Origin of the sequence: Sphingosinicella terrae (assembly GCF_003347635.1) — a bacterium.
In the GTDB taxonomy this organism is placed as follows: domain Bacteria; phylum Pseudomonadota; class Alphaproteobacteria; order Sphingomonadales; family Sphingomonadaceae; genus Allosphingosinicella; species Allosphingosinicella terrae.
In genome coordinates this window covers 311,931-336,459 of record NZ_QDFY01000002.1, presented here as the reverse complement: position 1 = coordinate 336,459, position 24,529 = coordinate 311,931, and the positions used below count along the sequence as shown (strand labels likewise).

At 68.4% G+C, this 24,529-nt stretch carries 28 protein-coding genes and 1 other annotated feature; of the genes, 13 read left to right on the top strand and 15 right to left on the bottom strand.

The genetic code is table 11. The features are described from left to right. Nucleotides 1-80 precede the first annotated feature (80 nt). The 5 genes from DDE10_RS07105 (at nucleotide 81) to DDE10_RS07090 (ending at nucleotide 2,858) form a co-directional block, all read left to right on the top strand. Entirely contained in the window at nucleotides 81-830 is a 750-nt protein-coding gene (locus tag DDE10_RS07105; RefSeq protein WP_114952041.1) for a Crp/Fnr family transcriptional regulator, read from the top strand. A 108-nt stretch (nucleotides 831-938) separates the two neighbouring features. After that, on the top strand, nucleotides 939-1,700 hold the full coding sequence (locus tag DDE10_RS07100; protein WP_114952040.1) for a Crp/Fnr family transcriptional regulator: 762 nt from the start codon (nucleotides 939-941) through the stop codon (nucleotides 1,698-1,700). Nucleotides 1,701-1,711: 11 nt separating this feature from the next. Then, the gene (locus DDE10_RS07095) at nucleotides 1,712-1,972 is read left to right on the top strand and encodes a DUF6894 family protein (protein ID WP_114952039.1); all 261 of its coding nucleotides are present in this window, start codon (nucleotides 1,712-1,714) and stop codon (nucleotides 1,970-1,972) included. A gap of 64 nt (nucleotides 1,973-2,036) precedes the next feature. Continuing rightward, nucleotides 2,037-2,273, top strand: coding sequence for a DUF6894 family protein (locus tag DDE10_RS23360; protein ID WP_432653719.1), 237 nt, complete (start codon nucleotides 2,037-2,039; stop codon nucleotides 2,271-2,273). Nucleotides 2,274-2,480: 207 nt separating this feature from the next. Next, complete coding sequence (locus tag DDE10_RS07090) at nucleotides 2,481-2,858, top strand: hypothetical protein (RefSeq protein ID WP_284734488.1); 378 nt, start codon at nucleotides 2,481-2,483, stop codon at nucleotides 2,856-2,858. Between the two features lie 52 nt (nucleotides 2,859-2,910). Here DDE10_RS07090 and DDE10_RS07085 read toward each other — a convergent pair whose 3' ends face one another. From DDE10_RS07085 to DDE10_RS07055, 7 genes are all read right to left on the bottom strand, one after another. Further along, entirely contained in the window at nucleotides 2,911-3,258 is a 348-nt protein-coding gene (locus tag DDE10_RS07085; protein WP_114952038.1) for a TraR/DksA family transcriptional regulator, read from the bottom strand. A gap of 12 nt (nucleotides 3,259-3,270) precedes the next feature. Next, a complete protein-coding gene (locus DDE10_RS07080; RefSeq protein WP_114952037.1) occupies nucleotides 3,271-4,113 on the bottom strand; it encodes a universal stress protein in 843 nt (280 codons plus the stop codon). Between the two features lie 10 nt (nucleotides 4,114-4,123). Continuing rightward, on the bottom strand, nucleotides 4,124-5,608 hold the full coding sequence (locus DDE10_RS07075; RefSeq protein ID WP_114952036.1) for a SulP family inorganic anion transporter: 1,485 nt from the start codon (nucleotides 5,606-5,608) through the stop codon (nucleotides 4,124-4,126). 71 nt (nucleotides 5,609-5,679) lie between these two features. Next, nucleotides 5,680-5,733: a sequence feature (sul1 is cis-regulatory element that is thought to sense ions involved in sulfur or methionine metabolism; They are found in Alphaproteobacteria), on the bottom strand. 95 nt (nucleotides 5,734-5,828) lie between these two features. Next, nucleotides 5,829-7,523, bottom strand: a complete 1,695-nt coding sequence (locus tag DDE10_RS07070) for a serine hydrolase domain-containing protein (RefSeq protein ID WP_114952035.1) — start codon at nucleotides 7,521-7,523, stop codon at nucleotides 5,829-5,831. A 201-nt stretch (nucleotides 7,524-7,724) separates the two neighbouring features. Then, the gene (locus tag DDE10_RS07065; protein WP_114952034.1) at nucleotides 7,725-8,048 is read right to left on the bottom strand and encodes a YnfA family protein; all 324 of its coding nucleotides are present in this window, start codon (nucleotides 8,046-8,048) and stop codon (nucleotides 7,725-7,727) included. A 103-nt stretch (nucleotides 8,049-8,151) separates the two neighbouring features. Continuing rightward, complete coding sequence (locus DDE10_RS07060; protein ID WP_114952033.1) at nucleotides 8,152-8,520, bottom strand: DUF6768 family protein; 369 nt, start codon at nucleotides 8,518-8,520, stop codon at nucleotides 8,152-8,154. Then, nucleotides 8,517-9,056, bottom strand: a complete 540-nt coding sequence (locus tag DDE10_RS07055) for an RNA polymerase sigma factor (RefSeq protein WP_114952032.1) — start codon at nucleotides 9,054-9,056, stop codon at nucleotides 8,517-8,519. The genes DDE10_RS07060 and DDE10_RS07055 overlap by 4 nt, the downstream gene beginning before the upstream one ends. 184 nt (nucleotides 9,057-9,240) lie before the next feature. Between DDE10_RS07055 and DDE10_RS07050 the strand changes: the two genes are divergently transcribed. Next, the gene (locus DDE10_RS07050; protein WP_284734487.1) at nucleotides 9,241-9,855 is read left to right on the top strand and encodes a DUF305 domain-containing protein; all 615 of its coding nucleotides are present in this window, start codon (nucleotides 9,241-9,243) and stop codon (nucleotides 9,853-9,855) included. A 12-nt stretch (nucleotides 9,856-9,867) separates the two neighbouring features. Here DDE10_RS07050 and DDE10_RS07045 read toward each other — a convergent pair whose 3' ends face one another. Next, entirely contained in the window at nucleotides 9,868-10,446 is a 579-nt protein-coding gene (locus tag DDE10_RS07045; protein WP_162806403.1) for a superoxide dismutase family protein, read from the bottom strand. 133 nt (nucleotides 10,447-10,579) lie between these two features. On the opposite strand from DDE10_RS07045, the gene DDE10_RS07040 reads away from it, so the two are divergent. Then, nucleotides 10,580-11,734, top strand: coding sequence for a serine hydrolase domain-containing protein (locus DDE10_RS07040; protein ID WP_114952293.1), 1,155 nt, complete (start codon nucleotides 10,580-10,582; stop codon nucleotides 11,732-11,734). Between the two features lie 92 nt (nucleotides 11,735-11,826). Continuing rightward, the gene (locus DDE10_RS07035; RefSeq protein WP_114952030.1) at nucleotides 11,827-12,441 is read left to right on the top strand and encodes a retropepsin-like aspartic protease family protein; all 615 of its coding nucleotides are present in this window, start codon (nucleotides 11,827-11,829) and stop codon (nucleotides 12,439-12,441) included. 2 nt (nucleotides 12,442-12,443) lie between these two features. Here DDE10_RS07035 and DDE10_RS07030 read toward each other — a convergent pair whose 3' ends face one another. From DDE10_RS07030 to DDE10_RS07020, 3 genes are read right to left on the bottom strand one after another with little or no spacing between them, the layout of a single operon-like run. Continuing rightward, nucleotides 12,444-14,687: a xanthine dehydrogenase family protein molybdopterin-binding subunit gene (locus tag DDE10_RS07030; protein WP_114952029.1), complete on the bottom strand. Its 2,244-nt coding sequence runs from the start codon at nucleotides 14,685-14,687 to the stop codon at nucleotides 12,444-12,446. A gap of 1 nt (nucleotide 14,688) precedes the next feature. Then, nucleotides 14,689-15,702: an FAD binding domain-containing protein gene (locus tag DDE10_RS07025; protein ID WP_114952028.1), complete on the bottom strand. Its 1,014-nt coding sequence runs from the start codon at nucleotides 15,700-15,702 to the stop codon at nucleotides 14,689-14,691. Continuing rightward, entirely contained in the window at nucleotides 15,699-16,232 is a 534-nt protein-coding gene (locus DDE10_RS07020; RefSeq protein ID WP_114952027.1) for a (2Fe-2S)-binding protein, read from the bottom strand. The genes DDE10_RS07025 and DDE10_RS07020 overlap by 4 nt, the downstream gene beginning before the upstream one ends. 107 nt (nucleotides 16,233-16,339) lie before the next feature. On the opposite strand from DDE10_RS07020, the gene DDE10_RS07015 reads away from it, so the two are divergent. The 3 genes from DDE10_RS07015 to DDE10_RS07005 all read left to right on the top strand — a co-directional run bounded on the left by DDE10_RS07015 (nucleotide 16,340) and on the right by DDE10_RS07005 (nucleotide 18,653). Further along, nucleotides 16,340-17,296, top strand: coding sequence for an XdhC family protein (locus tag DDE10_RS07015; protein ID WP_114952026.1), 957 nt, complete (start codon nucleotides 16,340-16,342; stop codon nucleotides 17,294-17,296). Then, a complete protein-coding gene (locus DDE10_RS07010) occupies nucleotides 17,293-17,916 on the top strand; it encodes a nucleotidyltransferase family protein (RefSeq protein WP_114952025.1) in 624 nt (207 codons plus the stop codon). The genes DDE10_RS07015 and DDE10_RS07010 overlap by 4 nt, the downstream gene beginning before the upstream one ends. Before the next feature lie 248 nt (nucleotides 17,917-18,164). Further along, nucleotides 18,165-18,653, top strand: coding sequence for a hypothetical protein (locus DDE10_RS07005; protein WP_114952024.1), 489 nt, complete (start codon nucleotides 18,165-18,167; stop codon nucleotides 18,651-18,653). Nucleotides 18,654-18,823: 170 nt separating this feature from the next. On the opposite strand, the gene DDE10_RS07000 is transcribed toward DDE10_RS07005, so the two are convergent. The 4 genes from DDE10_RS07000 to DDE10_RS06985 all read right to left on the bottom strand — a co-directional run bounded on the left by DDE10_RS07000 (nucleotide 18,824) and on the right by DDE10_RS06985 (nucleotide 22,788). Beyond that, a complete protein-coding gene (locus DDE10_RS07000) occupies nucleotides 18,824-19,324 on the bottom strand; it encodes an SRPBCC family protein (protein WP_114952023.1) in 501 nt (166 codons plus the stop codon). Further along, on the bottom strand, nucleotides 19,311-19,661 hold the full coding sequence (locus DDE10_RS06995) for an ArsR/SmtB family transcription factor (protein ID WP_114952022.1): 351 nt from the start codon (nucleotides 19,659-19,661) through the stop codon (nucleotides 19,311-19,313). The genes DDE10_RS07000 and DDE10_RS06995 overlap by 14 nt, the downstream gene beginning before the upstream one ends. Before the next feature lie 77 nt (nucleotides 19,662-19,738). Further along, nucleotides 19,739-22,111 carry an FtsX-like permease family protein gene (locus DDE10_RS06990; protein ID WP_114952021.1) on the bottom strand — a complete coding sequence of 791 codons (2,373 nt, stop codon included), beginning with the start codon at nucleotides 22,109-22,111 and terminating at the stop codon, nucleotides 19,739-19,741. Then, complete coding sequence (locus DDE10_RS06985) at nucleotides 22,111-22,788, bottom strand: ABC transporter ATP-binding protein (protein ID WP_114952020.1); 678 nt, start codon at nucleotides 22,786-22,788, stop codon at nucleotides 22,111-22,113. The genes DDE10_RS06990 and DDE10_RS06985 overlap by 1 nt, the downstream gene beginning before the upstream one ends. 357 nt (nucleotides 22,789-23,145) lie before the next feature. On the opposite strand from DDE10_RS06985, the gene catB reads away from it, so the two are divergent. Continuing rightward, nucleotides 23,146-23,787, top strand: a complete 642-nt coding sequence (gene catB / locus DDE10_RS06980) for a type B chloramphenicol O-acetyltransferase (protein ID WP_114952019.1) — start codon at nucleotides 23,146-23,148, stop codon at nucleotides 23,785-23,787. A 124-nt stretch (nucleotides 23,788-23,911) separates the two neighbouring features. After that, the gene (locus DDE10_RS06975; protein WP_114952018.1) at nucleotides 23,912-24,460 is read left to right on the top strand and encodes an AAA family ATPase; all 549 of its coding nucleotides are present in this window, start codon (nucleotides 23,912-23,914) and stop codon (nucleotides 24,458-24,460) included. The last annotated feature ends 69 nt before the right edge of the window (nucleotides 24,461-24,529 follow it).

Below are 24,529 nucleotides of genomic sequence, written 5' to 3'. Positions count from 1 at the left end.
CTAGCCCGAGCAGATCGCCGCGCCTATCCCGGCCTGCCGGTGCCTGGGGGACCGAGTGCGCTCTCGCCAAGAGAGAGCGAATGCAGGACCGGTCCCAGACGCTATCCCCGATGATCGACAAGCTCCAGCTGTGGCGCCCGCTGGATCCAGCGGAAAAGCGGGCGATCCTCGCTTTGCCCCACAAGGTCGAGGAGGCGCGAGCGCACGCCTGTCTCGTCCGCGAGGGCGAGAAGCCTTCGCACTCATGCCTGCTGCTCGAGGGATTCGCCTTTCGGCACAAGGTGCTCGTGGACGGCTCCCGCTCGATCAGCGCCATCCACATGAAAGGCGATATCGTCGATCTCCAGAACGCGCTCCTCGGAACCGCCGACCACAGCGTCGAGACGCTGACGCGCGCGACCGTCGCCTTCATTCCGCGCGAAGAGATGAAGCGGATCGCCTTCGAATTCCCGTCGGTCGGCCTCGCCATGTGGTACGACACGCTCGTCGACGGCTCCATCTTTCGCGAATGGATCGCGAACATCGCCCGCCGCGACGCGGCCGCAAGGCTCGCCCACCTCCTCTGCGAATTCGGATTGCGGCTGCAGGCGATCGGGCTCGGCGACCGCCGGAGCTATCAGCTACCGATGACGCAGGAGCAGCTTGCCGACGCCACCGGCCTCACCTCCGTCCATGTGAACCGGACGCTGATGGACCTCGAGTCGCGCGGCCTTATCGCCCGCAGCAAGAAGGCCGTCACCATCGCCGACTGGAAGCGGATGGAGGATGCGGCCGGCTTCAACGAGGCCTATCTCCATCTTCGTGGCCAGGTCAGCTTGAGTCCGCCTTGAGGGGGTTCTCGTCGCAACACGGAGCGTGATCGCCCTCCGGACGCTTCTCGACGAGGCAACTTCGCGCCGCCGACGCGTTTTAACCTGGATCAGAAACGGGAGGACGCCGTGCGAAATCCGTTGCGATTGAAGCTGGAGCAATATGCCGGCTTCGAAGAGCGAGAAGGCCGCCGCCTCGACGAACTCGTGGCGCAGCGCACGCAAGTCTTCGCGCCCAAGCAGGACATCCTCACCGAAGGCGAGAAGGTAAAGGAAATCCATATCGTCCTGTCGGGGCTCGCCGCCCGCTACAAGCTTCTGGACGAGGGCGAGCGGCAGATCATGGCCTTCCTCATTCCGGGCGACATCTGCGACCTCGAGGTCTTCGTCCTCGAGGAAATGGACCATGGCATCAGCGCCATGACCGAGACGGTCTGCGCGGTCGTCCCCGCCGAGACGATCAAAGGGCTGCTGACCGAGATGTCGTGCCTGACCCAGGCGCTGTGGTGGAGCACGATGACCGATTCAGCGGTGCTTCGGGAACGCATCATAGATCATGGCAGGCGCGATGCGCGGGAGCGTATAGCCCATCTCTTCTACGAGCTGCTGGTGCGCTACCGGATCATCGACGAGGCGAAGGACAATAGCATTCCGTTCCCGCTGACCCAGGAAGAGCTGGCCGATTCAACGGGGCTCACGCCCGTCCATGTGAACCGGACGCTGAAGCAGCTGCGCGAGGACCGGCTGATCGAGCTGAAAGGGCGGGTCCTGAAGGTCCTCGATCCGCAAGGCCTGCGCCGCGCAGCGCGTTTCAATCCCAACTACCTTCACCTGCGCAAGGCCGAGGAGGGCCTTCGCGGTGAAGCCGACAGGGTGAAGGATCTGGTCTGAAGGGGACGTCGGTGCCGCACTTCTTCTTCGATCTCCACAACGGTCTCGGCCTCGTCTCCAACGAGGAGGGCCGGGAGCTGCCGGACCTCGAAACCGCCCGGCGGGAAGCGATCAAGGGCATCCGCTCGATCATCAGCGCGGAGGTCGAGAAAGGTGAGCTCGACCTTACCGGGCGGCTGGTGGTTCGCGACGGCGACGGGGCGGAAACGCTGGTCATCCCTTTCCACGAATCGCTGACGATCGTCGGACGATGGACCGCGCCCGCCGCCTGATCCAGCGGCCGACCCGCCCTTCCCCGCCCCTCCGGCGCCCTCACCGGCGCGGCGGCGATATTATCTGCAACTTCGCGACGGCACGGACGAAAGCCTCGATCCCGATGGGCTCGAGCTTCCCCATCTCGAAGCGGTCAGGAACGCCGTGCTCACCGGGGCCCGCGACGTCATCAGCAACGACGTCAAGAGCGCGGGCGTCATGGATCTGCGCTACCGGATCGATGCCGAGGACCGTGCCGGCGAGATCGTCCACAGCCTGGCCTTCGCGGACGCCGTGAAGATCATCCACCAGCGCGCCTAGAGCGATTTCCAGTCGGATGAGATCATCCGACGACTCGGAAATCGCGACATATCAAGCCTCTAGACCGGGTGATCTGGTGCCATCAGATCACAATTCGGTCTCGCACGCTCCCGTGCAGCGGAATCCGTCGTCGAGGCGGCCGAGGCGCGGCGCGGAGCCCTTTCCCGGTTCAGCCCAAGGTCAGGCATCCGGCGGCACGCACGCGCCATGAAAGCCGCGATCGCTCTCTTCGCCCCCTGCCTCCTCTCCGCCTGCGCCGCCACCACCGCGTCGAACGGCATCGAAGGTCCGGTCGGGCTGGGCGAGATCGCCTATGTCGACGGTCCGCGCGTCCGCCCCGACCGCCTCGTCGAGGACAGCCGCTGCCCGATCGACGCCCAATGCGTCTGGGCGGGGCGCGTCGTGCTTCGGGCGACGGTGATCGGAGGCAGCTGGTCGCGGCCGGTCGACCTCATTCTCGGCGAGCCCGTCCAGGTCGCCGACGGGATGCTGACTCTCGTCGCGGTCGCGCCGGAGCGCCGGTCGGAAGCGGCGGTCCGGCCCGAGCAGCTCCGCTTCACCTTCGCCTTCCAGGGCGGTCTCTGAGCGCAGGCTCCCGGGAGGACCGCCCTTCCAATCGGACGGCCCTCATCGAGAATCATCCGCCCGCTTCGACCTTGCCGCCGGCGCAGCCGATGCACAGCGCCACGCTGGGGTCGTTGTGCAGCCGCCCTTCGGCAATATCTTCGCCGCACGCGGTGCAAGCGCCGAACTCGTCCATGTCCAGGCGTCGGAGCGCGGCCGCGATACGGTCCTTCTCCGCCTGCCGCCGCCGCTGCGCCGCCAGGGCCATCGCCTGGACCTGCATGGCGTCGATGCGCGAGAGGCGGCCGACTTTGTCCTGGTCGAGCGGAACCGGCGCGCGGTCGGATTCGCCGATGCGCGCCTCCTCCTCCAGCTGCGCGAGCCGGACGAGGAGGCGCGGGCGGGCTTCGTCCTTCTCCATCCGGCCAGCCGGTCAGCGGAACAGCAGGACGGGCAACAGGACGCCCCGTATTACGGCCGTCGTCGTGCTGCCGACGATCAGCGTCCGGAGCGGCGAATGCCCGTACGCTCCCATCACGACGAGATCGGCGCCGCATTGCCTGGCCTCGGCGATCACCACGTCGTCGGCGCTGCCGGGGACGATCTCGGCTCGCTTCGCCCGCTCCCCGAGCACCTCCCCCGCCCATCGCAGGGCGTCGCGGTTGCGATCCGTCTCGCCGCCGGCGATGACCAGGTGCAGCGCGACGTCCGCGAAGAGCGGCGAGGTCGCGGCGAAGCTGACCGCCTTTCGCGCGCTCGGGCCTCCATCGAAGGCGATCAAGGTGCGCTCGATCGGCCGGAATTCCCGCGACGCCACGAGCACCGGCTTCACGCTCTGCCTGACGGCGCGCTCGACCTTGCTGCCGAGATGGCCCTTGGCGAAATCCGCCGAGGCGCCTCGCTTGCCGATGACGACCAGATCCGCATCCGCCTCCCGCTCGATCACGGTCTCCACGATGCCGCCGTGGCGGTGGCACAGCCGGACCGCCACGCCCGCCCCCTTCAGCCGCGCCTCGGCCGCGTGGAGCAGGAGCTTGCCCTGCTCGCGGGCGAGACGGCCCTCGGCCTCGTCGATCCGGGTGAGCTCCTCCAGGAGACCGCTCTTGGCGCCGAGGCCGACCGCGCCGCTGAGATCGTGCCGCGCGGCGACGGCGTCCTTGCGCTGGATTACGTGAAGCACCTCGACCTCCCCCTCGAGACGGGAAGCGGCCCAGCCGGCATGGTCGACGACGCTGGTCGCATAAGGCGAGGCGTCGATGCAGGCGATGATCTTCATGTCGCTCTCCTCAATGCGGGGACGTCGCGTCTTCCGTGCCCGGCTTGTCGTGCAGGCCGAAGCGGTCGATCATCGTCGCGCTCGCGTCGTTGAGGCCGACGATGTCCACGCTCGTCCCTTCGCGCCGGAACTTGAGCACCGCCTTGTCCAGCGCCGCCACCGCCGAAATGTCCCAGAAATGCGCCCGGCTCACGTCGATCGTGACGGCATCCAGAACCTCCTTGAAGTCGAAGGCGGCAAGGAATCGCTCCACCGACGCGAAGAAGATTTGGCCGGTGAAGACGTAGGTCCGCCGCGTCCCGTCGGCGGCCAGCGCCGAGCGGACGGCAAACAGCCGGCGCACCTTGCTCGCGAAGAATATTCCGCTGAGCAGGACCCCGGCCAGGACGCCCTGCGCAAGATCGTGCGTCCAGACGACCACGACCACCGTCGCCACCATCACCGCCGAGGAATGCCAGGGGTGGGTGCGCAGGTTTCGGATCGACGTCCAGCTGAACGTGCCGATCGAGACCATGATCATGACCGCGACGAGCGCGGGCATCGGAATCTGCGCCACCCACGGCCCGAGCACGACGATGAGGAACAGGAGGAACAGGCCCGCGACCAGGGTCGACAGACGGGTGTGGCCGCCTGACTTCACGTTGATCACCGACTGGCCGATCATGGCGCAGCCGCCCATGCCGCCGAGGAAGCCGGTGACGAAATTGGCGATCCCCTGCCCTTTCACTTCGCGCGCCTTGTCGCTCGGCGTGTCGGTGAGGTCGTCGACGATCTGCGCGGTCAGCAGCGATTCGAGCAGTCCTACGGCCGCCATGGTCAGAGAGTAAGGGAGGATGATCCGCAGCATCTCCAGCGAGAGCGGCGCGTCGGGCAATCGGAAATAGGGCAGGGTCGACGGCAGTTCGCCCATGTCGCCGACCCGGTTCACCGGCAAGGCCAGCCAGATCGAGACGATCGACAGGACGATGATGGCGACCAGCGGCGACGGCACCGCACGGGTGAGACGCGGGAACAGGTAGATGATGGCCAGGCCCCCGGCCACCATGGCGTAGGTCTCCCAGCCGACCCCGGTCAGCTGCGGCAGCTGGGCCAGGAAGATCAGGATCGCGAGGGCGTTCACGAAGCCGGTGATGACCGAGCGGGAGACGAACTGCATCAGCAGGTCGACCCGGAGGAATCCCGCCGCTCCCTGGATGAGGCCCATCAGGATCGTCGCGGCGAACAGATATTCGACGCCGTGATCGCGGACGAGCGGCACGACCAGCACGGCGACCGCCGCGGTAGCGGCTGAGATCATGCCCGGCCGGCCGCCGGCCAGGGCGATGATCACGGCGATGGAGAAGGAGGCATAGAGCCCGACGCGAGGATCGACTCCGGCGATGATGGAGAAGCCGATCGCCTCGGGAATCAAGGCGAGCGCGACGACGATCCCGGCGAGGATGTCCCCGCGAGGATTGGAGAGCCACTCGCGTCGAAGCGCGGCGAATGAGAGCATCTGGGTACCCGGTAAGGCGAAGGAGCGAGGCGGGCGGCCCGGAAGCCCGGTCCGACGGCCTCGTGCTCGAACATTGTCCGGGGGATAGGCGCCCGGCCGAGCCACCCGGCCAAGCCGGGTCCGACGAAGCCGCCCCTATGGCGAACGGCGGGACGCGGCGCAAGCCACCGGAGCCGCCTCGCCAGCGCAGCTTTCCGGTACGCCCCCCCGCGTCTGGACTTCAGACGCGGCGAAGCCGCAGGTTGCGCCATGTCGGCGGGGATGACCGAAAGTCGACGGCCTCGCCATCGCTCGTGAAGAACAGCCCCGGCTCGGTCTCCACGATCAGCCGGACGCCGTCGAGGTAGAGGTGACCGCGTCGCCGCTCGACAACGAGCTCCATCGCGGAGCGACCCCACTGGTCGATCCTGTACCGGCCGACATAACGCTCCCACGCGGACTTGTCCGGCCCCGGCGGTTCGCCGGGACCATCGTTGAAATCGAGGCTCGATTCGCCTTCGGAACATTCGAGATGCGCCGGGAGCAGGTCGGTCGCAGGATGGTGGCGGTAGGTCACCGTCTCGCCCTCGTCATCGATCGTGAACAGCGCGTCCGGCGCCGTCATGCCCAGCGCTGCAGCCGTCTCCTCGCCGTCGCGGCGGAGGTGGAGCTGACCGTCGGCGGCGCGGATCTCGGCGCGAAGGTTGCGCCCGACATAGCGGCCGGCGAGCGCCCTCGCCTGGCTCTCGAGAGGACGGATAGCCGCGAGCGCCGCCGAGGGAAGCCGCGGCGCGCGAGGCCCGAACCTCGAGGAAAGCAACCGATCGATCAAGCCATTGCCGAAGCGATAGCCGGACAAGGCCGGGCGGCTGAACAAGGCGACCCACCCGAGCCCGACCTCGGGACAATAGACCAGATTGCAGCCGAACCCGAAGCCGCCGCCGCGATGGTGCAGCAGCCGCACCGGCGTCGTTCCATGCCGCCGCTCGGAGCGCATGACGCCGAGTCCATAATCGCCGCCGAAGCCGAAGCCGTGCATCTCGCTCCAGAGCTCCCCAGCGAGAATCTGCTGCCCCTGCCACGCGCCCCGTGCCGCCAGGAAGGCCGCATAGGCGGCCATGTCGCGTGCGGTGGTCCAGATTCCTCCGGACGCCACCAGGGGAGTCACCAGCGGCACGTGCGGATAGCCCCTGTGGCTGCCGGAAGCCCGATCGGCGGCGCTCGCATAGATTGCCGGGTCGGCCGTGCTGTTGGTCATGCCGAGCGGGGCGAGCAGCTTGCGCCGGAGCCATTCGGCATAGCCGAGACCCGACTGATGACCGACGATGTAACCGGCAAGATCGTATCCGAGGTTCGAATAGCGGTACCGATCGCCGACCGGGAAGCGCAGCCAGGTTCGCGAGATGCTGCGGACATGCGCCTCGAAGCTGGGCGACGCGGGCTCGTAATTGTTGCCGACCGGCGCCTCGTGCGTGAAGCCGGCCCGGTTGGCGAGAAGCAACCGCAGCGTGATGCGATCCTGCGGCGCTTGCTCGAACCGGCTGTTCACCGAGAAATCGGGCAGGTAGCGCGTGATCGGCACGTCCAGGTCGAGCAGGCCCTCCTGCACGGCGAGCAGCACGGCGACCGCCGTCAGGCTCTTCGACGTCGACTGGATGCTGAAGAGCGTGTCCGGCGTGACCGGCCCGCCATCGCCGCCGGAGGTTCGTCCGAAGCCTTCGAGCCAGACCGGCTCGGCCCGATCGACAAGGCACACCGCGACGGCGCCGATATCGTCATCTGCCATGCCGGCCCGGATCACCTCGCGCTCGGCATCGAGGAGATCTGACGGGCCGGCGCCGCTCTGCGCCCGAAGCTCACCGTGACCGGCCATTCCGGCTGCCACGCCGGCGGCGGCATGGGTCAGAAACGACCGGCGATCGATCGGAAAGGTCATCGCAGCTCCATCATCGGATGCGGGGAGTCTAGATCGGCGCGCGCGCAGGGCAAGCGGCCGCAACACCGCGCTCCTGCCTGCCGCGAGCTCCGGGGAGCATGGATCGCACGCGCTCCGGGGCAGGAGGCGAGCCCGAGCCGGATGGGCCGGCGGGCCTCGGGCCGGACGACAAAGCGGATCGCGGCGGCGACGGGCGAGCCGTCAACCCGCCCGCGGCCCCCACAGGATGACCGCCGCGCCGGCGAGGCAGATGGCGGCGCCGATCGCGTCCCAGCGATCGGGCCGGAACCCTTCGGCGACCCACAGCCAGAGCAGGGCCGCGAGGATGTAGACGCCGCCATAAGCGGCATAGGCCCGGCCGGCATGCTCGGCGTCGACGAGGGTGAGGAGCCAGGCGAACAGGCACAGCGACGCGACGCCCGGGACCAGCCACAGCGGCGACTTGCCGAGCTTCAGCCACGCCCAGAAGGCGAAGCACCCGGCGATCTCGGCCAGCGCCGCGCCGACATAGACGAGAAGGGCCATGTCCGGCCTGTCGCAGGCGCAAAGGGCCGGCGCAAGCGAAGGCGGCCGCCCTCGCCTGCCCCGCCCCCGTGCGGCGGTCCAGCCGCGCGCCAGGATGGTCGGCCTATCTGTCCTCGATGCGGGCGAGGCGGAGCTCGAGACGCTTCAGCTCCCGCAGCAGGGCGATGAAGTTCATGCGTTCGAAGAACCACTGCTTGACGAAACCGAGCGCGAGCAGAGCGGCGAGCGCGCCGGCGGTCCACAGGACGAGCTCGCGCATGCCCGCCGCCTGGAACATGTTCCAGACCGCGAAGAACATGAGGGCAGCCAGCGGGAAGGTCATGAGGAAGATCAGGGTCGCCCAGCCGCCGAGCGGCCCCTTCATCGTGTCCCCGATCTGCCCGAACAGCCCGCGCTGGGCGTCGAGCTCGCGCAGAAACGCCTCGTCATCGGCATCGAGCGCAGCCTTCACCCTGTCGTCGAATCGAGTCATGCCTCATCTCCTTCAAGCGCTGTCTTCAAGTTCTTGCGCGCCGCGAATATCCGCGACTTGACGGTGCCGACCGGGACGCTCGTGGCCATCGCGATCTCGTCGAGCCGAAGCTGCTCGACGAAGAAGAGCGTCGCGGCGATGCGCTGCTCTTCGGGCAGCCGGGCAAAGGCCTGGACGATGGCCGCGCGGTCCTCGTCGCGCGGCGGGACCGACGGCTCGCCGGCTTCGGCAAGCGAGGCGTCCCGCCTCCGCGACGCCGCCTGCGCCCGCACGGCTTCGGCGCATCGCCGACGCAGGATGGCAAAGGCCCAGGCGGCAAAACGCGCCGGATCGCGGAGCCGGCGGAGTCCGCGGACGATCCCGATCCAGCTTTCCTGCACCGCCTCCCGGGCCAGCTGGTCATGGCCCGTGAAGCGGCGGGCCGATCGCAGCAGCCGCGGCTGCCATCGCGCCGCCAGCCGTTCGAGCGCGCGCACGCCGCCGGCCTGGGCCTGCAGCACGAGCAGTTCCTCATAGACCCGCCCACTCTGCCGCATCGACGATGCCTCCCGTTCGATGACAAGGTCGCCGGGAATCGCGAAAAGGTTCGATCGACGGCGCCCTTTTCTCGTCGACGCCTTCGCCCGCCTAACATTCCACGGTGGCGGCCGCCATCGGAGCCTGCAGCCGAAACGGGATTCGGCGCGTTGCGTCTCATTCCCCGGCGAAGGAGACCGAGCGATGGACGATCAGCCCGCAATATCCGGTGAGCAGGGATCGCACGCCCGACAGGGTATGGGCTATGGCCGCTTCGCTGCGATGATCGCGACGTCGACGGTCGTGATGTTCGCCCTCATGTACCTCAACACCTACGCGCTCGAGCATGTCCGCTACAGCCAGACGCGCACCTGGATGGCGGTGCTGATGGGGGCGACCATGGCCCTGGTCATGATCGGCTTCATGTGGGGCATGTACAGGAACCGGGCGGCGAATATCGCGATCGTGGCCGTCGCCCTCCTCCTGTTCGCGGTCGCGCTGTGGCTGGTCCGGTCGCAGGCGACGGTGGGCGACGTCGCCTACATGAAGGCGATGATCCCGCACCACTCGATCGCGGTGATGACGAGCGAGCGCGCGGCCATCCGCGATCCGGAGGTGCGGCGGCTCGCGGACCGTATCATCGACGCGCAGATCCGCGAGATCGCCGAGATGGAGCGGCTGATCGCCCGCCTGGAGTCGCGCCCGCCGCCCGCGGACGCGCTCGTTCTGCCCTCCTACCGGGACCGCGGCGCCGCCCCGCCGCCGCCGGAGACGAGCGAGGAGGCCGGCGTGAACACCAATCTTCCCGTCACCCGCTGAGCGGGTCGGCGGCTAGCCCGCCTGGAAGACGCCGCAGGCGATGCGGCCGCCGCTATTGCCGGACGGGTCGGTGCGCTGGTCGTCGGCATCGGCGTGGATCATCATCGTCGATCCGTCCGCATCCATGAGGCCCTCGAAGCTGCCGCCCTGGAGCGTGTAGTCGAGGCTGCCGCGCCCGTCCGCGCCCACGTCCAGGTTGGGCATGTCGCCCGCATGCTGGCCCGGCGGCGCCTCGAGCCCGTGCTGGGCGTCGGTCGGATTCCAATGGCCGCCGGCGCTCTCGAAGGCCGGCGCGTCGCAGCGGCCGGTCATGTGGACGTGCGCGCCGTGCGGGCCGGGCGGCAGACCCTCGACCTCGAGCGCGATGCGGATGCCGCCGTCGACGGCGCTGGCGGTCGCCGTTCCGGCCGCGGCGCCCTCGGCGGTCTGCAGCGTCGCCACGGCGCGCTGCGCCGAGGCTTCGGGCGCGTTCATGCCCGCGTTCGCGGCATCGCCGGCGTTCGCGGCCGCGTCGGTTCCTTCCTGGCTCTGCGGCGAACCGCATCCGGCCAGGCCCATGGCGATCGCGATAGCCATCAAGGATGATCTCATGTTTCGACTCCCTCCGGTCTTCCGTCGGAATAGCTCGCGAGGACGGCAATCGTTCCGCGCCATGCGTTACCCCGGGGCCGCCACGGCCGTCTCCACCGCTGCAAGCGCCGGCCTGAGCCCCTATCTTGGAACGATGAAACGTGCCTCCCTGTTGCTGGCCCTCCTGTCCGCGGCGGCTGCGACCGCCTGTTCCGCCGCAGATCCGATCGACCCGCCCGCCAACCGGTCGGGATCCCGAGACGCTCGTTCGTCGACGCAAGGCCTCGATCCCGACCTGATGCGGCTGGTCGCGGCTCGGGCCGAGGCGCTTCCACGGCTTCGATCGCTCATCGTGGCCCGGCACGGCGAGATCCTGGTCGAGCACCGCTTTCGAGGGCCGGCGCTCGATCGACCGGTCAACATCAAGTCCGCGTCGAAGTCCGTGATTTCGGCGCTGGTCGGCATCGCCATCGGGCGGGGCATCCTGGACGGACCGGAGCAGAAGGTCGCACCGATCCTGCGGGCCGACATCCCGGCCGGTGCGGATCCGCGGCTGGAGCGCCTGGAGATCGGACACCTGCTGTCCATGCGCGCGGGGCTCGAGCGGACGTCCGGCGCGAATTACGGCGCATGGGTGGCAAGCCCCAACTGGGTCCGCTACGCCTTGTCCCGCCCGTTCGTCGACGAGCCGGGCGGCGCGATGCTCTATTCGACCGGATCGTCGCACCTGCTCTCGGCCGCGCTTACCCGCGCCGCCGGAAGATCGACGCACGATCTGGCGCGGGAATGGCTGGCGGAGCCGCTCGGCATCGCGCTGCCGCCCTGGCCGCGGGACCCGCAGGGCATCTATTTCGGCGGCAACGACATGTTGATGTCGCCGCGCGCCCTCGTCCGCTTCGGAGAGCTTTACCGCGACGACGGCCTGGTGGACGGTCGGCGCATCCTGCCGGAAGGCTGGGTCGCCGAAAGCTGGCGACCGCGGACCAGCTCGCGCTGGAGCGGCAATCCCTACGGTTATGGCTGGTTCTCGCAGAAGGCGAGCGGCCACGACGTCCATTTCGCCTGGGGCTATGGCGGGCAGATGCTGTTCATCGTCCCTGACCTCGAGCTGACGGTGGCGATGACCTCCGATCCGTCGCCGCACCCGCGCGCCGAGAGCCACGTTCCCGCGCTGTTCGACCTGCTCGCGGCGGGCATCATACCCGCAGCGGCGAAGGGCGGATCGGACGCAGCCGCCCCGTCGCCGGGCTCGGCAGGGCTTGCCCCGTCGTCTCCCTCTGCCGCGAGGCAAGACGGCGCCCGGGGATGATCTCGGCCGCCGACCGGCCCCGCAGCGTCCTCCCGGTCATGGCGGAACACGCCTCCGGATCGAATTGCGATCGATCCGGTTGAACCGGCATCATGCCCTTCTCGACAGGTCCCGAATGGCAGCTGCTGGCCCTCTACGCGGTGGGGGCGGCACTGGCCTTGTTCCTGATCTTCCGGATCCCCTATCTGGGCCGCCTCCTGCGCTCGCTCTTCTCGCTGGCGCTGCTCGCCTTCTGCATCTTCCTGCTGCTTCGCCACGCCCCCTTCGATCCCACGCTCGCCCGCCTCACCGACCGGCTCGGGCTGGACGACCAGCAGGTGGTCGGCGAGGAGGTCCGCATCCGCATGTCGCCGGACGGCCATTTCTGGGCGCGGGTGGAGATCAACGGCGTCGAGCGAAGGATGCTCGTCGACAGCGGCGCAACCGTCACGGCCTTGTCGGAGCAGACGGCCCGGCTCGCCTCGGTCGACCGGGACGTCAGCCTGCTGCCGGTCATGATCCGCACCGCCAACGGAGTCGTGCGGGCCGAAGCGGGATCCCTGGACAGGCTCGAGCTCGGAAGCATCGAGGCGCGCAACCTCAAGGTCGTGATCTTCCCCACCCTCGACGCCCTCGACGTCCTCGGGATGAACTTCCTGTCGCAGCTCGCCTCCTGGCGCGTCGAGGGCCGGACGCTGATCCTCGTGCCGCATCGGGGTGCTGGCTAGAATCAGAGCAGCTTGTCGATGGTGATCGGCAGATCGCGGATGCGCTTGCCGGTGGCGTGGAAGACGGCATTGGCGATCGCCGCCGCGGTGCCCGGCACGCCGAGTTCGCCGACGCCCTTGACTCCCAGCGGGTTCACCTCCTCGTCCTGCTCCTCGACGAAAATGATGTCGACGTCGAACAGGTCGGCATTCACCGGCACGTGATACTCGGCAAGGTCGTGGTTCATGAAGCGGCCGAGGCGGTGGTCCATCATCGACTCCTCCTCCAGCGCCATGCCCAGGCCGAAGACGATGCCCCCGAGGATCTGCGAGCGCGCGATCTTCGGATTGATGATCCGCCCGGCCGCGCAGGCGCTGACGATGCGGGTCACCCGCATCACGCCCAGCTCCTCGTCCACGCGCACTTCGGCGAAGACGGCGGAGTGGCTGTTGCGGGCCTTGCGCATCATGCTGATCATGCCGGGCTTGGCCGTCTCCTCGACCTTGAGCTCAGGGCAGCCCGCCGCCTCGAGGATGGCTTCGAACCGCATCCGCTTATTCATCGGATCGACGTTGCGCACCACTTCACCATCCTCGAAGCGCACGTCGTCGATGCCGGTCGACGCGAAGGGCGAGTCCGGCAGGTCTCGCGCCATTTCGTAGAGGCGGGTGCGCAGCGTCTCGCAGGCGAGCGCCACGGCCGAGCCGGTCGACGCCGCCGTCCAGGAGCCGCCCTGGACCGGCGCGTAAGGAAGCGTGGAATCGCCGAGCTTAGCCTCGATCCGCTCGGCGGGCAGGCCGGTCCGCTCGGCCGCGACCTGCACCATCATCGTATAGGTGCCGGGACCGATGTCGGCGGTGCCGGTGGCCACTTCCAGTCGCCCGTCGGCGCGCAGGGTGGCGCGGCAGGCGGTCTTGCTCTGCATCGCCTCCCAGATGCCGGTGGCCATCCCCCAGCCGATCAGCTCGCGGCCTTCGCGCATGGACCGCGGCTCGAAGACGCGCCGGGCCCAGCCGAACCGCTCCGCCCCGGCAGCATAGCATTCGCGCAGCGCCTTGGACGTATAGTCGATGCCGTGCATCTCGTCCTTCTCGGCATAATTGCGCAGCCGCAGCTCCAGCGGATCAACGCCGGCCGCATAAGCCAGCTCGTCCATCGCGATCTCGAACAGGTTGACGCCGGTCGCCGCGCCGGGAGCCCGCATGTCGCCGGGCGTCATCGTGTCGGTTTCCGCGATGCGATATTCAAGGTCGGCATTGTCGCAGCGGTAGAGCATGCCGCCCCAGCTCACGATGTTGTCGGTATAGGTCTCCAGCCGCGACGAGTTGGTCACCGCATGATTGACGATGGCCGCAAGCCTGCCGTCCGGCTCGGCGCCCAGCTTCACCCACTGATAGCATTCGGGGCGAAATTGGAGGCTCCACATCTCCTGGCGGGTCATCACCACCCGGACCGATCGCTCGAGATGCCGCGCGGCGAGCACCGCCAGGAACAGTTGGTGCTGCGGACGAAGAGCGGCCCCGAACGCGCCGCCGACGAAGGGCGAGAGCACCTGGATCTCATCCCCGCCATAACCGAAGATCTTGGATATGTAGTTGCGGCTGTTCAGCGCCCCTTGCGTCTTGTCGTAGATGGTGAGGCGGCCGTCATCGTGCCGAACGACGGTGGTGCCGAACAGCTCCATCGGATTGTGATGCTCGGGCATCAGATGATATTCGCCGTCGATCCGCACCGCTGCCGCCTCGAACGCCGTCGGCGCATCGCCGCGCGATTTGGGCCGCACATAGCCTTTGCGCGTGCGCCACGGCGCCGCGGCGCGGTGCAGCGCCTCCTTGAGGTCGGTCTCGTGCGGCTCTTCCTCATAGTCGATCTCGAGCAGGCTCGAGGCGTAGCGGGCAATCTCCGCCGTCTCCGCCACCACCAGCGCGACCGGCTGGCCCGCGAACAGGACCTTGTCGCTCCACAGCGGCACGAACGGAATGCCGGGCGAGGCGACCTCGTCCTGATAATGGCGGCGCAGCAGCGGCAGATCGGGCCGGTTCTCGTGCGTCAGCACGTCCAACACCCCCGGCACGGCGAGCGCGGCCGAGGGATCGATCGCAGCGATCCGTCCCTTGGTGATCCGGCTCGCATAAGCGTGGCCGTGCAACAGCGCCGCCTCGTTGAACTCCGCCGCATATTTGGCGGCGCCGGTGACCTTCAGGCGACCTTCGACGCGATCAACGGGCGCGCCGATGCCGGAGCGGCTGATCGCGGCGCCGGCCATGTCAGCGGATCCTCTTGTCGGTCGGGGACTGCGGCGTTGCCGCGGCCGCCTGCTCCAGCGCACGCACGATGGCGCGGCGCGCGAGCGGGATCTTGAAGTCGTTGGCGCCCTGCCCTTCGGAACCCTCCAGAAGCACGCGCGCCGCCGCATCGAAGCCGTCGCGGCCGGCAGGCCTGCCGACCAGCAACCGCTCGGCCTCGGGGTTTCGCCACGGCTTGTGCGCTACGCCGCCGAGCGCGATGCGCGCCTCCGCGACGACATCATCTTCCAGCCGCAGGGCCGCCGCCACCGAAACGAGGGCGAAGGCGTAAGAGAGCCGGTCGCGCAGCTTGAGGTAGCTGTAATGGTCGGCAAAGCCCTCCGCCGGCAGCTCGATCGCCGTGATCAGCTCGCCGGGCTCGAGGTTCGTATCGACCTGCGGGGTATCGCCCGGCAGCCGGTGGAAGTCGGCGATGCCGATGCGCCGATCGCCCGAAGGCCCGGTCGTCAGCACCTCGGCCTCCAGCGCGGCCAGGGCGACCGCCATGTCGGAGGGGTGGACGGCGATGCAATGCGGGCTGGCGCCGAGGATGGCGTGGATGCGCGTCAGCCCGCTTTTGGCCGCGCAGCCGCTGCCCGGATCGCGCTTGTTGCAGGGCGTCGCCAAGTCGTAGAAATAATAGCAGCGCGTGCGCTGGAGCAGGTTGCCGCCGGTCGTCGCGGCATTGCGAAGCTGCGCGCTGGCGCCGGCCAGCAGGGCGCTCGACAGGAGCGGAAAGCGCACCTCGACGCGGGAGTCATAGGCGAGGTCGGAATTCGGCACGAGGGCGCCGATGCGCAGCCCGCCGGAGGCGGTCTCCTCGATCTCGCCGAGCGGCAGCCGATTGATGTCGATGACCGCGGTCGGGCGCTCGATATCGGCTCTCATGAGGTCCACCAGATTGGTGCCGCCGGCGAGGAAACGGACGCCACCGCCGGACGCATCCCGCAGCGCTTCGGCGATCCCGGTCGGGCGCTGGTAGGAAAACGGCCTCATACCGGCATGGCCGGTTCGCTGACCCGGTCCTTCAGCACGTCCTCGATCGCATCGGTGATGTTCGGATAGCAGCCGCAGCGGCAGATATTGCCGCTCATCAGCTCGCGTATCTCGTCGCGCGTGCGGGCGCGGCCTTCCGCCATCAGTCCGGCCGCCGAGCAGATCTGGCCAGGCGTGCAATAGCCGCATTGAAAGGCATCGTGGCGGATGAACGCCTGCTGGAGCGGGTGGAGCCCGTCGCCTTGCGCCAGGCCCTCGATCGTCACGATGTCGGCGCCGTCCAAGGTCACGGCAAGCTTCAGGCAGGCGTTGATCCGCCGCCCGTCGATGAGGACGGTGCAGGCTCCGCACTGGCCGTGATCGCAGCCCTTCTTGGTACCCGTGAGGTCGAGTCGCTCGCGCAGCAGATCGAGCAGGCTGGTCCATGGCGCGACGTCCAGCTGCCGCTCGACGCCGTTGATCGTCAGCCGGATCGGGACCGCATGCCGATCCTCGATGCCCGGCAACGGTCGGGAAATTCCAGCTTCCATCGACCCCTCCACGGCACGCCTTTGCTAAGCGCCGGGTGCGCCGGTCGGTTCCGGCATGTCGACGAAGATTATGGACATTGCACGCGCCGCACCCGAAAGGCCGGCGGATGAGGCAGACCCCTGCCGAGCTGGGCGCCACGCCGCTCGGGATCTTCGACTTCCTCGCCCGCGCCGCCGCGTCCGGCAAACGCGGCGTCCTGGTGACGATGACGGATCGGGAGGGTTCCTCCCTCCGGGCCCTGGGTTCGCACATGGCGGTGCTGGCGGACGGCCGCTATGCCGGGAGCTTCTCGGCCGCATGCATCGAGGCGGCCATCGTCTCGGAGGCTCGCGAAACCCTGGCGGCTGGTTGCGATCGCATCGTTCGGTTCGGCAAGGGCTCGCCATATATCGATATCCGGCTGCCCTGCGGCGGCGGCATCGACCTGCTCTTCCAGCCAAGCCCGGCGCAGGAAATCGCGCGCGCCGCCGAGCGGCTGCGTGGCCGTTCTCCCATCGAGCTGGCGCTCGCCCCGAACCGTCCGATGCGGATCGAGCACGGCTGGTCCAACAGGGCGGCAGGCTGGCAGGGCGGCGAATTCCTCGTCCGCCATGCGCCGCCGCTTCGACTCGTCATCGCCGGCGAGGGCGGCGAGCCGCTGGCGCTGGCGCGCCTTGCCGAGGCCTATGGCGCCGAGATCGAGTTGCTGTCTCCGGACGGGAAGACGGCCGCGACTGCCTCGAACGAAGGCTATCCGTTCCAGCGGCTGCGCGGGCTCGCCGCCCCTCCCGCTCTCGCCCTGGACGCGTGGACCGCCTTGGCGCTGCTGTTCCACGAACACGAGTGGGAAACCGCCTTGCTCGCCGAGGCGCTGGAGACGGAGGCGTTCTGGATCGGCGCGATGGGCAGCGAACGCGCCCATGAAGCGCGGCTGCAGGCGCTGGCGGACCGGGGCGTGCCGGCGGAGCGCCGGGCGCGGGTGCACGGGCCGATCGGGCTCATCCCGGCGGCACGCGACCCGGCGACCCTCGCCCTTTCGGCCTTGGCGGAGATCGCGGGCGATTATCAGCGGCTGATCCGATGATCAGGATCGAGGACACGGCGGCGCTGCTCGTCGCCGCCGGTCTCTCGACCCGCTTCGGCCCGGGAAACAAGCTGCTGGAGCGGCTGGATGGCCGGCCGCTCGTGACCCACAAGGCCCGTCTGCTTGCCGGCCTGCCCTTTCACGCGCGGATCGCCGTGACAGCTGACGACGACGTGGCGGACCTGTTGACCGGCTTCGAGAGGGTCCGCAATCCGGATCCGGCCCGGGGGCAGGACAGCTCGATCCGGATCGGCCTCGAAGCGGCATCGGCATCGGCAGCATCGGCCGTCCTGGTCTGCCTCGGCGACATGCCGTTCATATCCGCCGAGCACCTGCGCAAGCTGGCCCGCGCCGCGGACGAGGCGACGCTGGCGATCAGCTGGAGCGGCGCCTGGGATTCTCCTCCGCTGCTGCTTCCGCGCCGGCTCGCCGCCAAGCTCCGGACCGATCCGGAAAGCCGCGTCCGGGACCTGCTCGCCCGGGAGGCGGCGGTTCGGGTCGAGGCGCCGCCGTCCATGCTGCGGGACTTCGACACGCGTGACGACTTTGCCGACGCAGCCGCCCGGCGAGCGCCGGCAATCCGTCGCCGGTCCGAAGGCAGCAACGACGACACGACCTGACGCACGTCCGGTCGGAAGTGCCGATCGCGACGACGGACAAGGCGGTGGCGCACGGCCTCAAGTTGATCATCCTCCACGCCGCCGGTCTCGGCGGCAAGCGCGTGAAAGCGCTGGATCTTCTCGAGCGGGTTCGGCCGAAATTGCCATGCGGTTGCATTCGGACTTTTCGAAAGGCAGCCCTATAGCTGGCAATGACCGCCCCCCCCCCCCCCGGCGAGAAACGAGGATGAACGACAGGATTATGGACGATGCGCAATAAACTGATGCTCGCCGCATTCATGCTCGCTGGAGCGAGCGCCGCCGGGGCGATGCCGCCGCCGGTCCCGGTGGCACCCGTCGTCATCGCCGAGGAGACCGCGACCGCCGGGATCCTCCGCGCCCTGATCGCGGACATGAGCCGCCAGGGCCATTTCGACGCCGCCGCCCCGGAGCCGGCGCCGCCCACGCCCCGCGACTGCGCCGAAGTCGGTGAGGTGATGCGCGCCACCTGCTACGCCACCGCGGCCCGGGCGATCGGCAATCCCAACCTCGTCTTCCTCTTCGCCGAGCCGAGCAGCGGCGCGCTGCGTCTCGATTGCGTCGGCCCCAACCAGGACCGCGCCCAGCGCGCCGAGCTCGATCTCGCCGTTGCCGCCGGCGAGGATGCGGCGGCCGCCCGGCCGCAACGCCAGGCGCTGGCCTCCTGCCTCATCGGCGCGCTCCACGCGCCGGCGGTGCCGCGACCGCTGGGGGCGTGAAGGACAGGATGCAGGGCTGACGTGAAGAGAGCGCCCGGGGCGCGCGCCCGGATCGTAGCGCGGCGCCCGCTCCCGAAAGGCCCGACTCCGGCCGTGCGCCCGGTCCGGCCGAGAGGCCGGCGGTACTTCCCAGGAGCAGATGTTCCCCGACGCGCGTCTGCCGCCCCAGGTTACTCGCCAGCGCTCGAAAGCAACGCCTGGAGCTGCTCCAGCTGTTCCGGCAATGCGGCCGCCCCACCCTGCAGCGCTTCCTCGAGCGCCTCCTCGGTCGGATAGGCCTCGTGGAACGTCAGCAGCGTCTTCCCGCCCCGATCCTCGAAGGTCACGGTGGTGATCGCACCCATTTCGCCCTCGTCGTTGGTCCAGACGATACGCTCGTTCGGGACCACTTCGAGGTACTTGCCGTGGAAGGCCATGGTGTCTGAACCGCCGGCGCCGAATTCCAGCCGATATTTACCGCCAGTGCGGACGTCCATCTCGCACGATATGAGAGAAATGCCGGATGCTGATTTTGGCACCCACCAGCGCTGGAACAGCTCCGACTCGCTCCACGCTTTGTAGACGGTGCTCGGCGGCGCATCGAAAGTCCGCGTGATGACGAGTTCGCGATCCCCTCTGCGCTCGACTGACGTGCGTTTCAGCGCACCATCAGCACTATCAGCTCGATTCATCCTTTCTCTCCTGTTCCAATTCGCCGATGATGTCGTCCAGGACTGCGAAGCGAGCCTCGAACAGCTTACGATGCGCTTCGATCCAGTCAGCCTCCGCCTCGAGGCCACGTTTCCCGAGCCTGCAGGTTCTCACTCGTCCGACCTTCCGGGTGACGACGAGCCCGGCTCGCTCGAGGACCTGGACGTGCTTCTTCATGCCGGTCAGCGTCATCTGGAACTTGTCCGCCAGACTGCTGATCGACGCGTCGCCCACGCCAAGCTGATCAATGATCCCTCGACGGGTCGCATCGGACAAGGCGGCAAACGACCGGTCGAGGAGGAGAGCTTGCTGAACCATGTGGTTCAGTGTCTATCCTGCCGGCGCAGGAAGCGCAAGCGTCGCCGAAGAGCTGGCTGTCAGGGCGCGGCAGGTAGTCATTCGTATCGGAGCGCGTGCACCGGCCTCTGCCGCGCGACGAGGTAAGCCAGCATGCCGACGCTGAGCAGGGCGACGGCGAGCGCAATGAGGCCCGCCGCGGGAAACAGCCACGGCTGCAGCGGGATCCGCTCGGCAAAACCGTTCAGCCAGTGACGCATCAGCCACCACGCTACCGGCCAGGCAATCACATTGGCGAGCAGCACCGGCCGACTGAGCTGCCACAGCAGCAGCATCAGAATCCGCCCTGTGCTCGCCCCCAAGGCCTTGCGGATCCCGATCTCCTTGGTCCGCCGTTGCGCCGCCGAGAGGGACAGGCCGACAAGGCCCAGGCCGGCCAGGAAGATGGCGAGGCTGGAGAAGATCGCGAAGAGCTGAGCGTTGCGCTCGAGGTTTCGATAGAGGCGTTCGACATGCTCGCTAACGAAGGCCCGTTCCATCGGGCCTTCATTGCCGGTTGCGCGCCACAGCCGATCGAGGTGGGCCAGCGTCTCCGGCACGTCGCCGCCCGCAAGTCGGATCGAGACCAGCCCCTCCTCGAGCGTACCCGGCGGACGCGGCAAATAGAGGATTGGTTCGATCGGCTTTTCGATCGACTGAAAGGTGAAATCAGGCACCACCGCCACGACCTGCGTCCTGCTATCGTCAGTCGACGCGTCAGCCAGAGCCGGCAGCGTCTCGCCAATCGCGGCGGCCGGCGAGGCGAAGCCGAAGGCCCTCGCCGCCGCTTCGTTGATCACCACCCGCGACACCGCCTCCTCGCCATCCTTCGGCAGCGTCGCCAGCGTTCCGGCGACAGGCCGGACGCCGTAGAGGGCGAAGATCGATGGGAGAGCGGAGACCATCTGGGTCGTCACGCGGCCGCCATTCCAATCGATGAAGGCGAACATCTCCCCGGTGAGCAGGCTCTTGCCGCTGCAGGAGACGGCGCGCACGCCCGGCAGCTTCGCCGTCTCCGCGACGAAGGCGGCCGGGCAGCGGGCGGCAACGGTGAGCACCTGGTCGATATCCATGCGAAGCGCCTCTCGCATCGCATATTGGCGCTGCTGGTGGACCACGGCGGTGGCGATGATCAGGCCGATCAGGATCGCGAACTGGGCGGTGACGAGGACGCTTCGCACCAGACTCCCGCCGGGCAGCGGAGCGTCCCGGAGCGTCGCCGTCGGCGGCAGCGAGGAGAGCAGGAACGCCGGATAGGCGCCCGCCGCGATGCCGAGCAACACCGCGCCCGCGACGAGCTTGAGGAGCAGGCCCGGGTCGGCCGAATAATCGAGCCGCGCCTGCGTCTCGAGGAAGCCGTTCACCGCCGGCAACAGCCATTCGCTCATCGCAAGGGCGAGGACCGTGGCGACCAATATCGTCAACACGGCCTCGGCGAGGAATTGCGCCGCGATGTGACCGCGTCCTGCGCCATTGGCCTTGCGCACCCCGATCTCCCGACGCCGTCGTCCCGCCAGTGCGACGCTGAGATTGACGAAGTTCGCGGTCGCGATGAGCAGCACCAGGGCCGCGACCAGGCTGCCGATCACCAGCCGCTCCCGCGCGCCGGGATGGAAGCCTTCGTGCAGCGCGAACCGGTCGATCCGCACCGGCTCCAGCCGGTACGCCGGGCGCAAAGGCGGCGGCAGCAGGCCCGCGATCGCCGGCTGGATCGCATCCCGAGCTTCCTGTTCCGAGGCGCCGGGGCGCAGCCGCAAATAGGTCCGGACGCTGATCGAAAATTGATCGGGCCCGTCCGCCTCGAGCTGTGCGAGGCCGGAATGCGCGGCCGTGCCCGAGGCGAAGATGCCGGCGGAAAGATCGGTTCCGCCCGGCGGCAGGTCGGCGATCACCGCGCGCAGCACCATGGGGTGCCCGGCGACGTCCACCGTCTCGCCCAGCGCGTCGGCGCGCCCGAAGTGCCTGCGCGCATTCCCCTCGGTCATCACCAGCCCATCGCTGCGGCGCAATGCCGCATCGAGGTCACCGTGGAGAACGGGAAGGCGCAGCAGGTCGAAGGCATCCGGGTCGGCCCAGTAGATCGTCTCCATGTGAGCGGTGCCTCCGAGGCGTAGCTCAGCTTCGTCCTCCATGAGCCGCGCCGCCGCCTCCACGCCGGCGATCATGGCCTCGATGAGGGCCGCCGCGCGGCCTGGGCTCGCCTCCTGATAATCGGGCGCAGTGTCTCCGCCGCTCATGACCGAGACGGCGAGATAGGTGCGCTCATGGTCGGGAATTTGGTGATTGTAGGTGAGCGGCACGCGCGCGACGAGCGTCATCAGGATCGCGCCGGCCAGGCCGATGGCGAGGCCGGCTATGGCGATAGCCGACAGCAGCCGGTTGGCGGCGAGGTTGCGGCGCCAGGCGACCAGCCAATGGCGCGGCAGCCGCATCACAGCCGCGTCTCCGCGACGATCCGCCCGTCGAGCATCCGGATCGTCCGGTCCGCCGCCGCGGCGTGAAGGGATGAATGGGTGACCATGATCACCGTCGTTCCGGCCGCAGCCGCACTCTTGAGGAGGTCCATCACGGCGGCGCCGTTGGCGGTGTCGAGATTGCCGGTCGGCTCGTCGGCGAGAATCAGGTCGGGCTCCGGCGCCAGCGCGCGGGCGATGGCGACCCGCTGCCGCTGGCCGCCCGAAAGTTGCTGCGGCCGGTGGCGGGCGCGGTGGGCGATCCCGACCTGATCGAGGACCGACTCGATCCGGCGCCGCCGTGCGCGAGTGTCCCGGTAGAGGAGGGCGACCTCGACATTCTCCGCCACATCGAGCTCGTCGATCAGGTTGAAGTCCTGGAAAACGAAGCCCACATGCGCGCGCCGCAGCCGCGCCAGCCGCGCCTCGGACAAGGTCGCCACGTCCTCGCCCCGCAGCCGGTAGATGCCACTGTCCGGCGAATCGAGGAAGCCGAGGATGTTGAGCAAGGTCGATTTGCCGCAGCCCGACGGGCCCATGATCGCGACGAACTCGCCCGCCGCCACCTCGAACGACACGGAGTCGAGCGCCTGCGTCTCCACCTCGCCGCTGCGATAGGCTCTCGAAAGATCGCTGATTTGGAGGAGGGGATCCATGCCTGATGCTACACCGGAACATGCGGCAAAAAAAACGTGCTATTCCATGGAGATGAGATCGACCACGCACCGCCCGGCCCCGGAAAGCGTCCGCATCCGGACATATTGGGCGGGAGCCGTCCGCCCCAACAAACTTGCGCTGAAGGGGGCGTCCACAGATGCCGCCAGCTTGTCGGGATCCGCTCTTCGGCCTAGGGACGCTCGAATGAAAACGGCTCCATGTACCACCTGCATGGCGTTCCCGCTCTAGGCGAGGAACATCCGGCTGGGCGCCATCCCGCGCTTCCCGCCACAGCCTTTCCTTATCCGATGGTCGCCGCAATCTCCGCGGACGAGCCATGTGCAGCGAGCCTTTTCATGACGAATTTCTTTTCGAGCCCTTTCAAGGGCATTCCGCTTTCCGAACAGACGACCCACCCGAACATCACGGTCGGTCGTTACAGCTATTATTCGGGCTATTATCACGGCCACAGCTTCAACGATTGCGCGCGCTTTCTCCTGCCGGACGAGGACGCGGACAAGCTCGTCATCGGGAGCTTCTGCTCGATCGGCTCGGGCGCAAGCTTCATGATGGCGGGCAATCAGGGCCATCGCCACGACTGGATCAGCACCTTTCCCTTCTTCTTCTATCCGGACGCGCCGGAATTTTCCGGGGCGGCGAACGGCTATGCACCCGCCGCCGATACCGTGATCGGCCATGACGTGTGGATCGGATCGGAAGCCATCGTCATGCCGGGAATCAGGATCGGCCACGGCGCCGTGATCGGAACCCGTGCGGTCGTGACACGGGACGTCGAACCCTATGCCGTCGTCGCCGGGAATCCGGCCAGGGCGATCCGCAAGCGTTTCGACGAGAAGCGGATCGCAATGCTGCTGGAGATCGAGTGGTGGAATTGGCCGGTGAGCCAGCTCGAGGAAGCCATGCCGCTCCTCACCAGCGGCGACGTCGAGGGCCTGCATCGACACTGGCGGGAGCGCATCAGGGTTGAGGCGGACTGATCCTCCTTGGCCCAAAGCTCATCCCGGAGGGCGGGAAAGCCGCCCTCCGGATGAGTTCGTCTCCAGCGCGAGCCCGGGCATTCGCCGGCCCGTCCAGGCGCAAGTGCCTTCCGGAGCGATTTTCATGAGAGCACGTCCCGGCGACCGTTTCGTGGTGATTTCCGGATGCTCCGGCGGCGGAAAATCGACGCTGCTGGCCGAGCTGAACCGGCGCGGGCACGTGGTCATCGAGGAGCCCGGGCGCCGGATCGTGGCGCGCGAAATCGAACGCGGCGGTTCCGCGCTGCCGTGGACCGATCTGGCGGCCTTTGCCCGCGAGGCGATCAAGCTTTCGCTTGCGGATCGGGAAGCGGCGCGCGATCTCCCCGGCCTCATCTTCTTCGACCGAAGCCTCGTCGATGCCGCCGCCGCCCTGCAGCATGCCACAGGCGAGCCTCACCTGGCCGGGCTGCGCGGCAAGCATCTCTACCATCCGCGCGTCTTCCTCGCGCCGCCCTGGCCGGAAATCTACCGCACGGACGGCGAAAGGCGCCACTCCCTGGAAGAGGCCATAGCGGAACATGAGCGGCTTCGGGCCGCCTATGCCTGGCTCGGCTACGAGCTCGCGGTCCTGCCGAAAGCGAGCGTGGAGCAGCGCGCCGACTTCATCCTCGACGAATTGCAATCGCGGTGACCTGCCAGGGCAGTGACCCCATGACGATCTTCGTACATCGGCTGGAGCAGCGCTGGCCAATGGTCGATA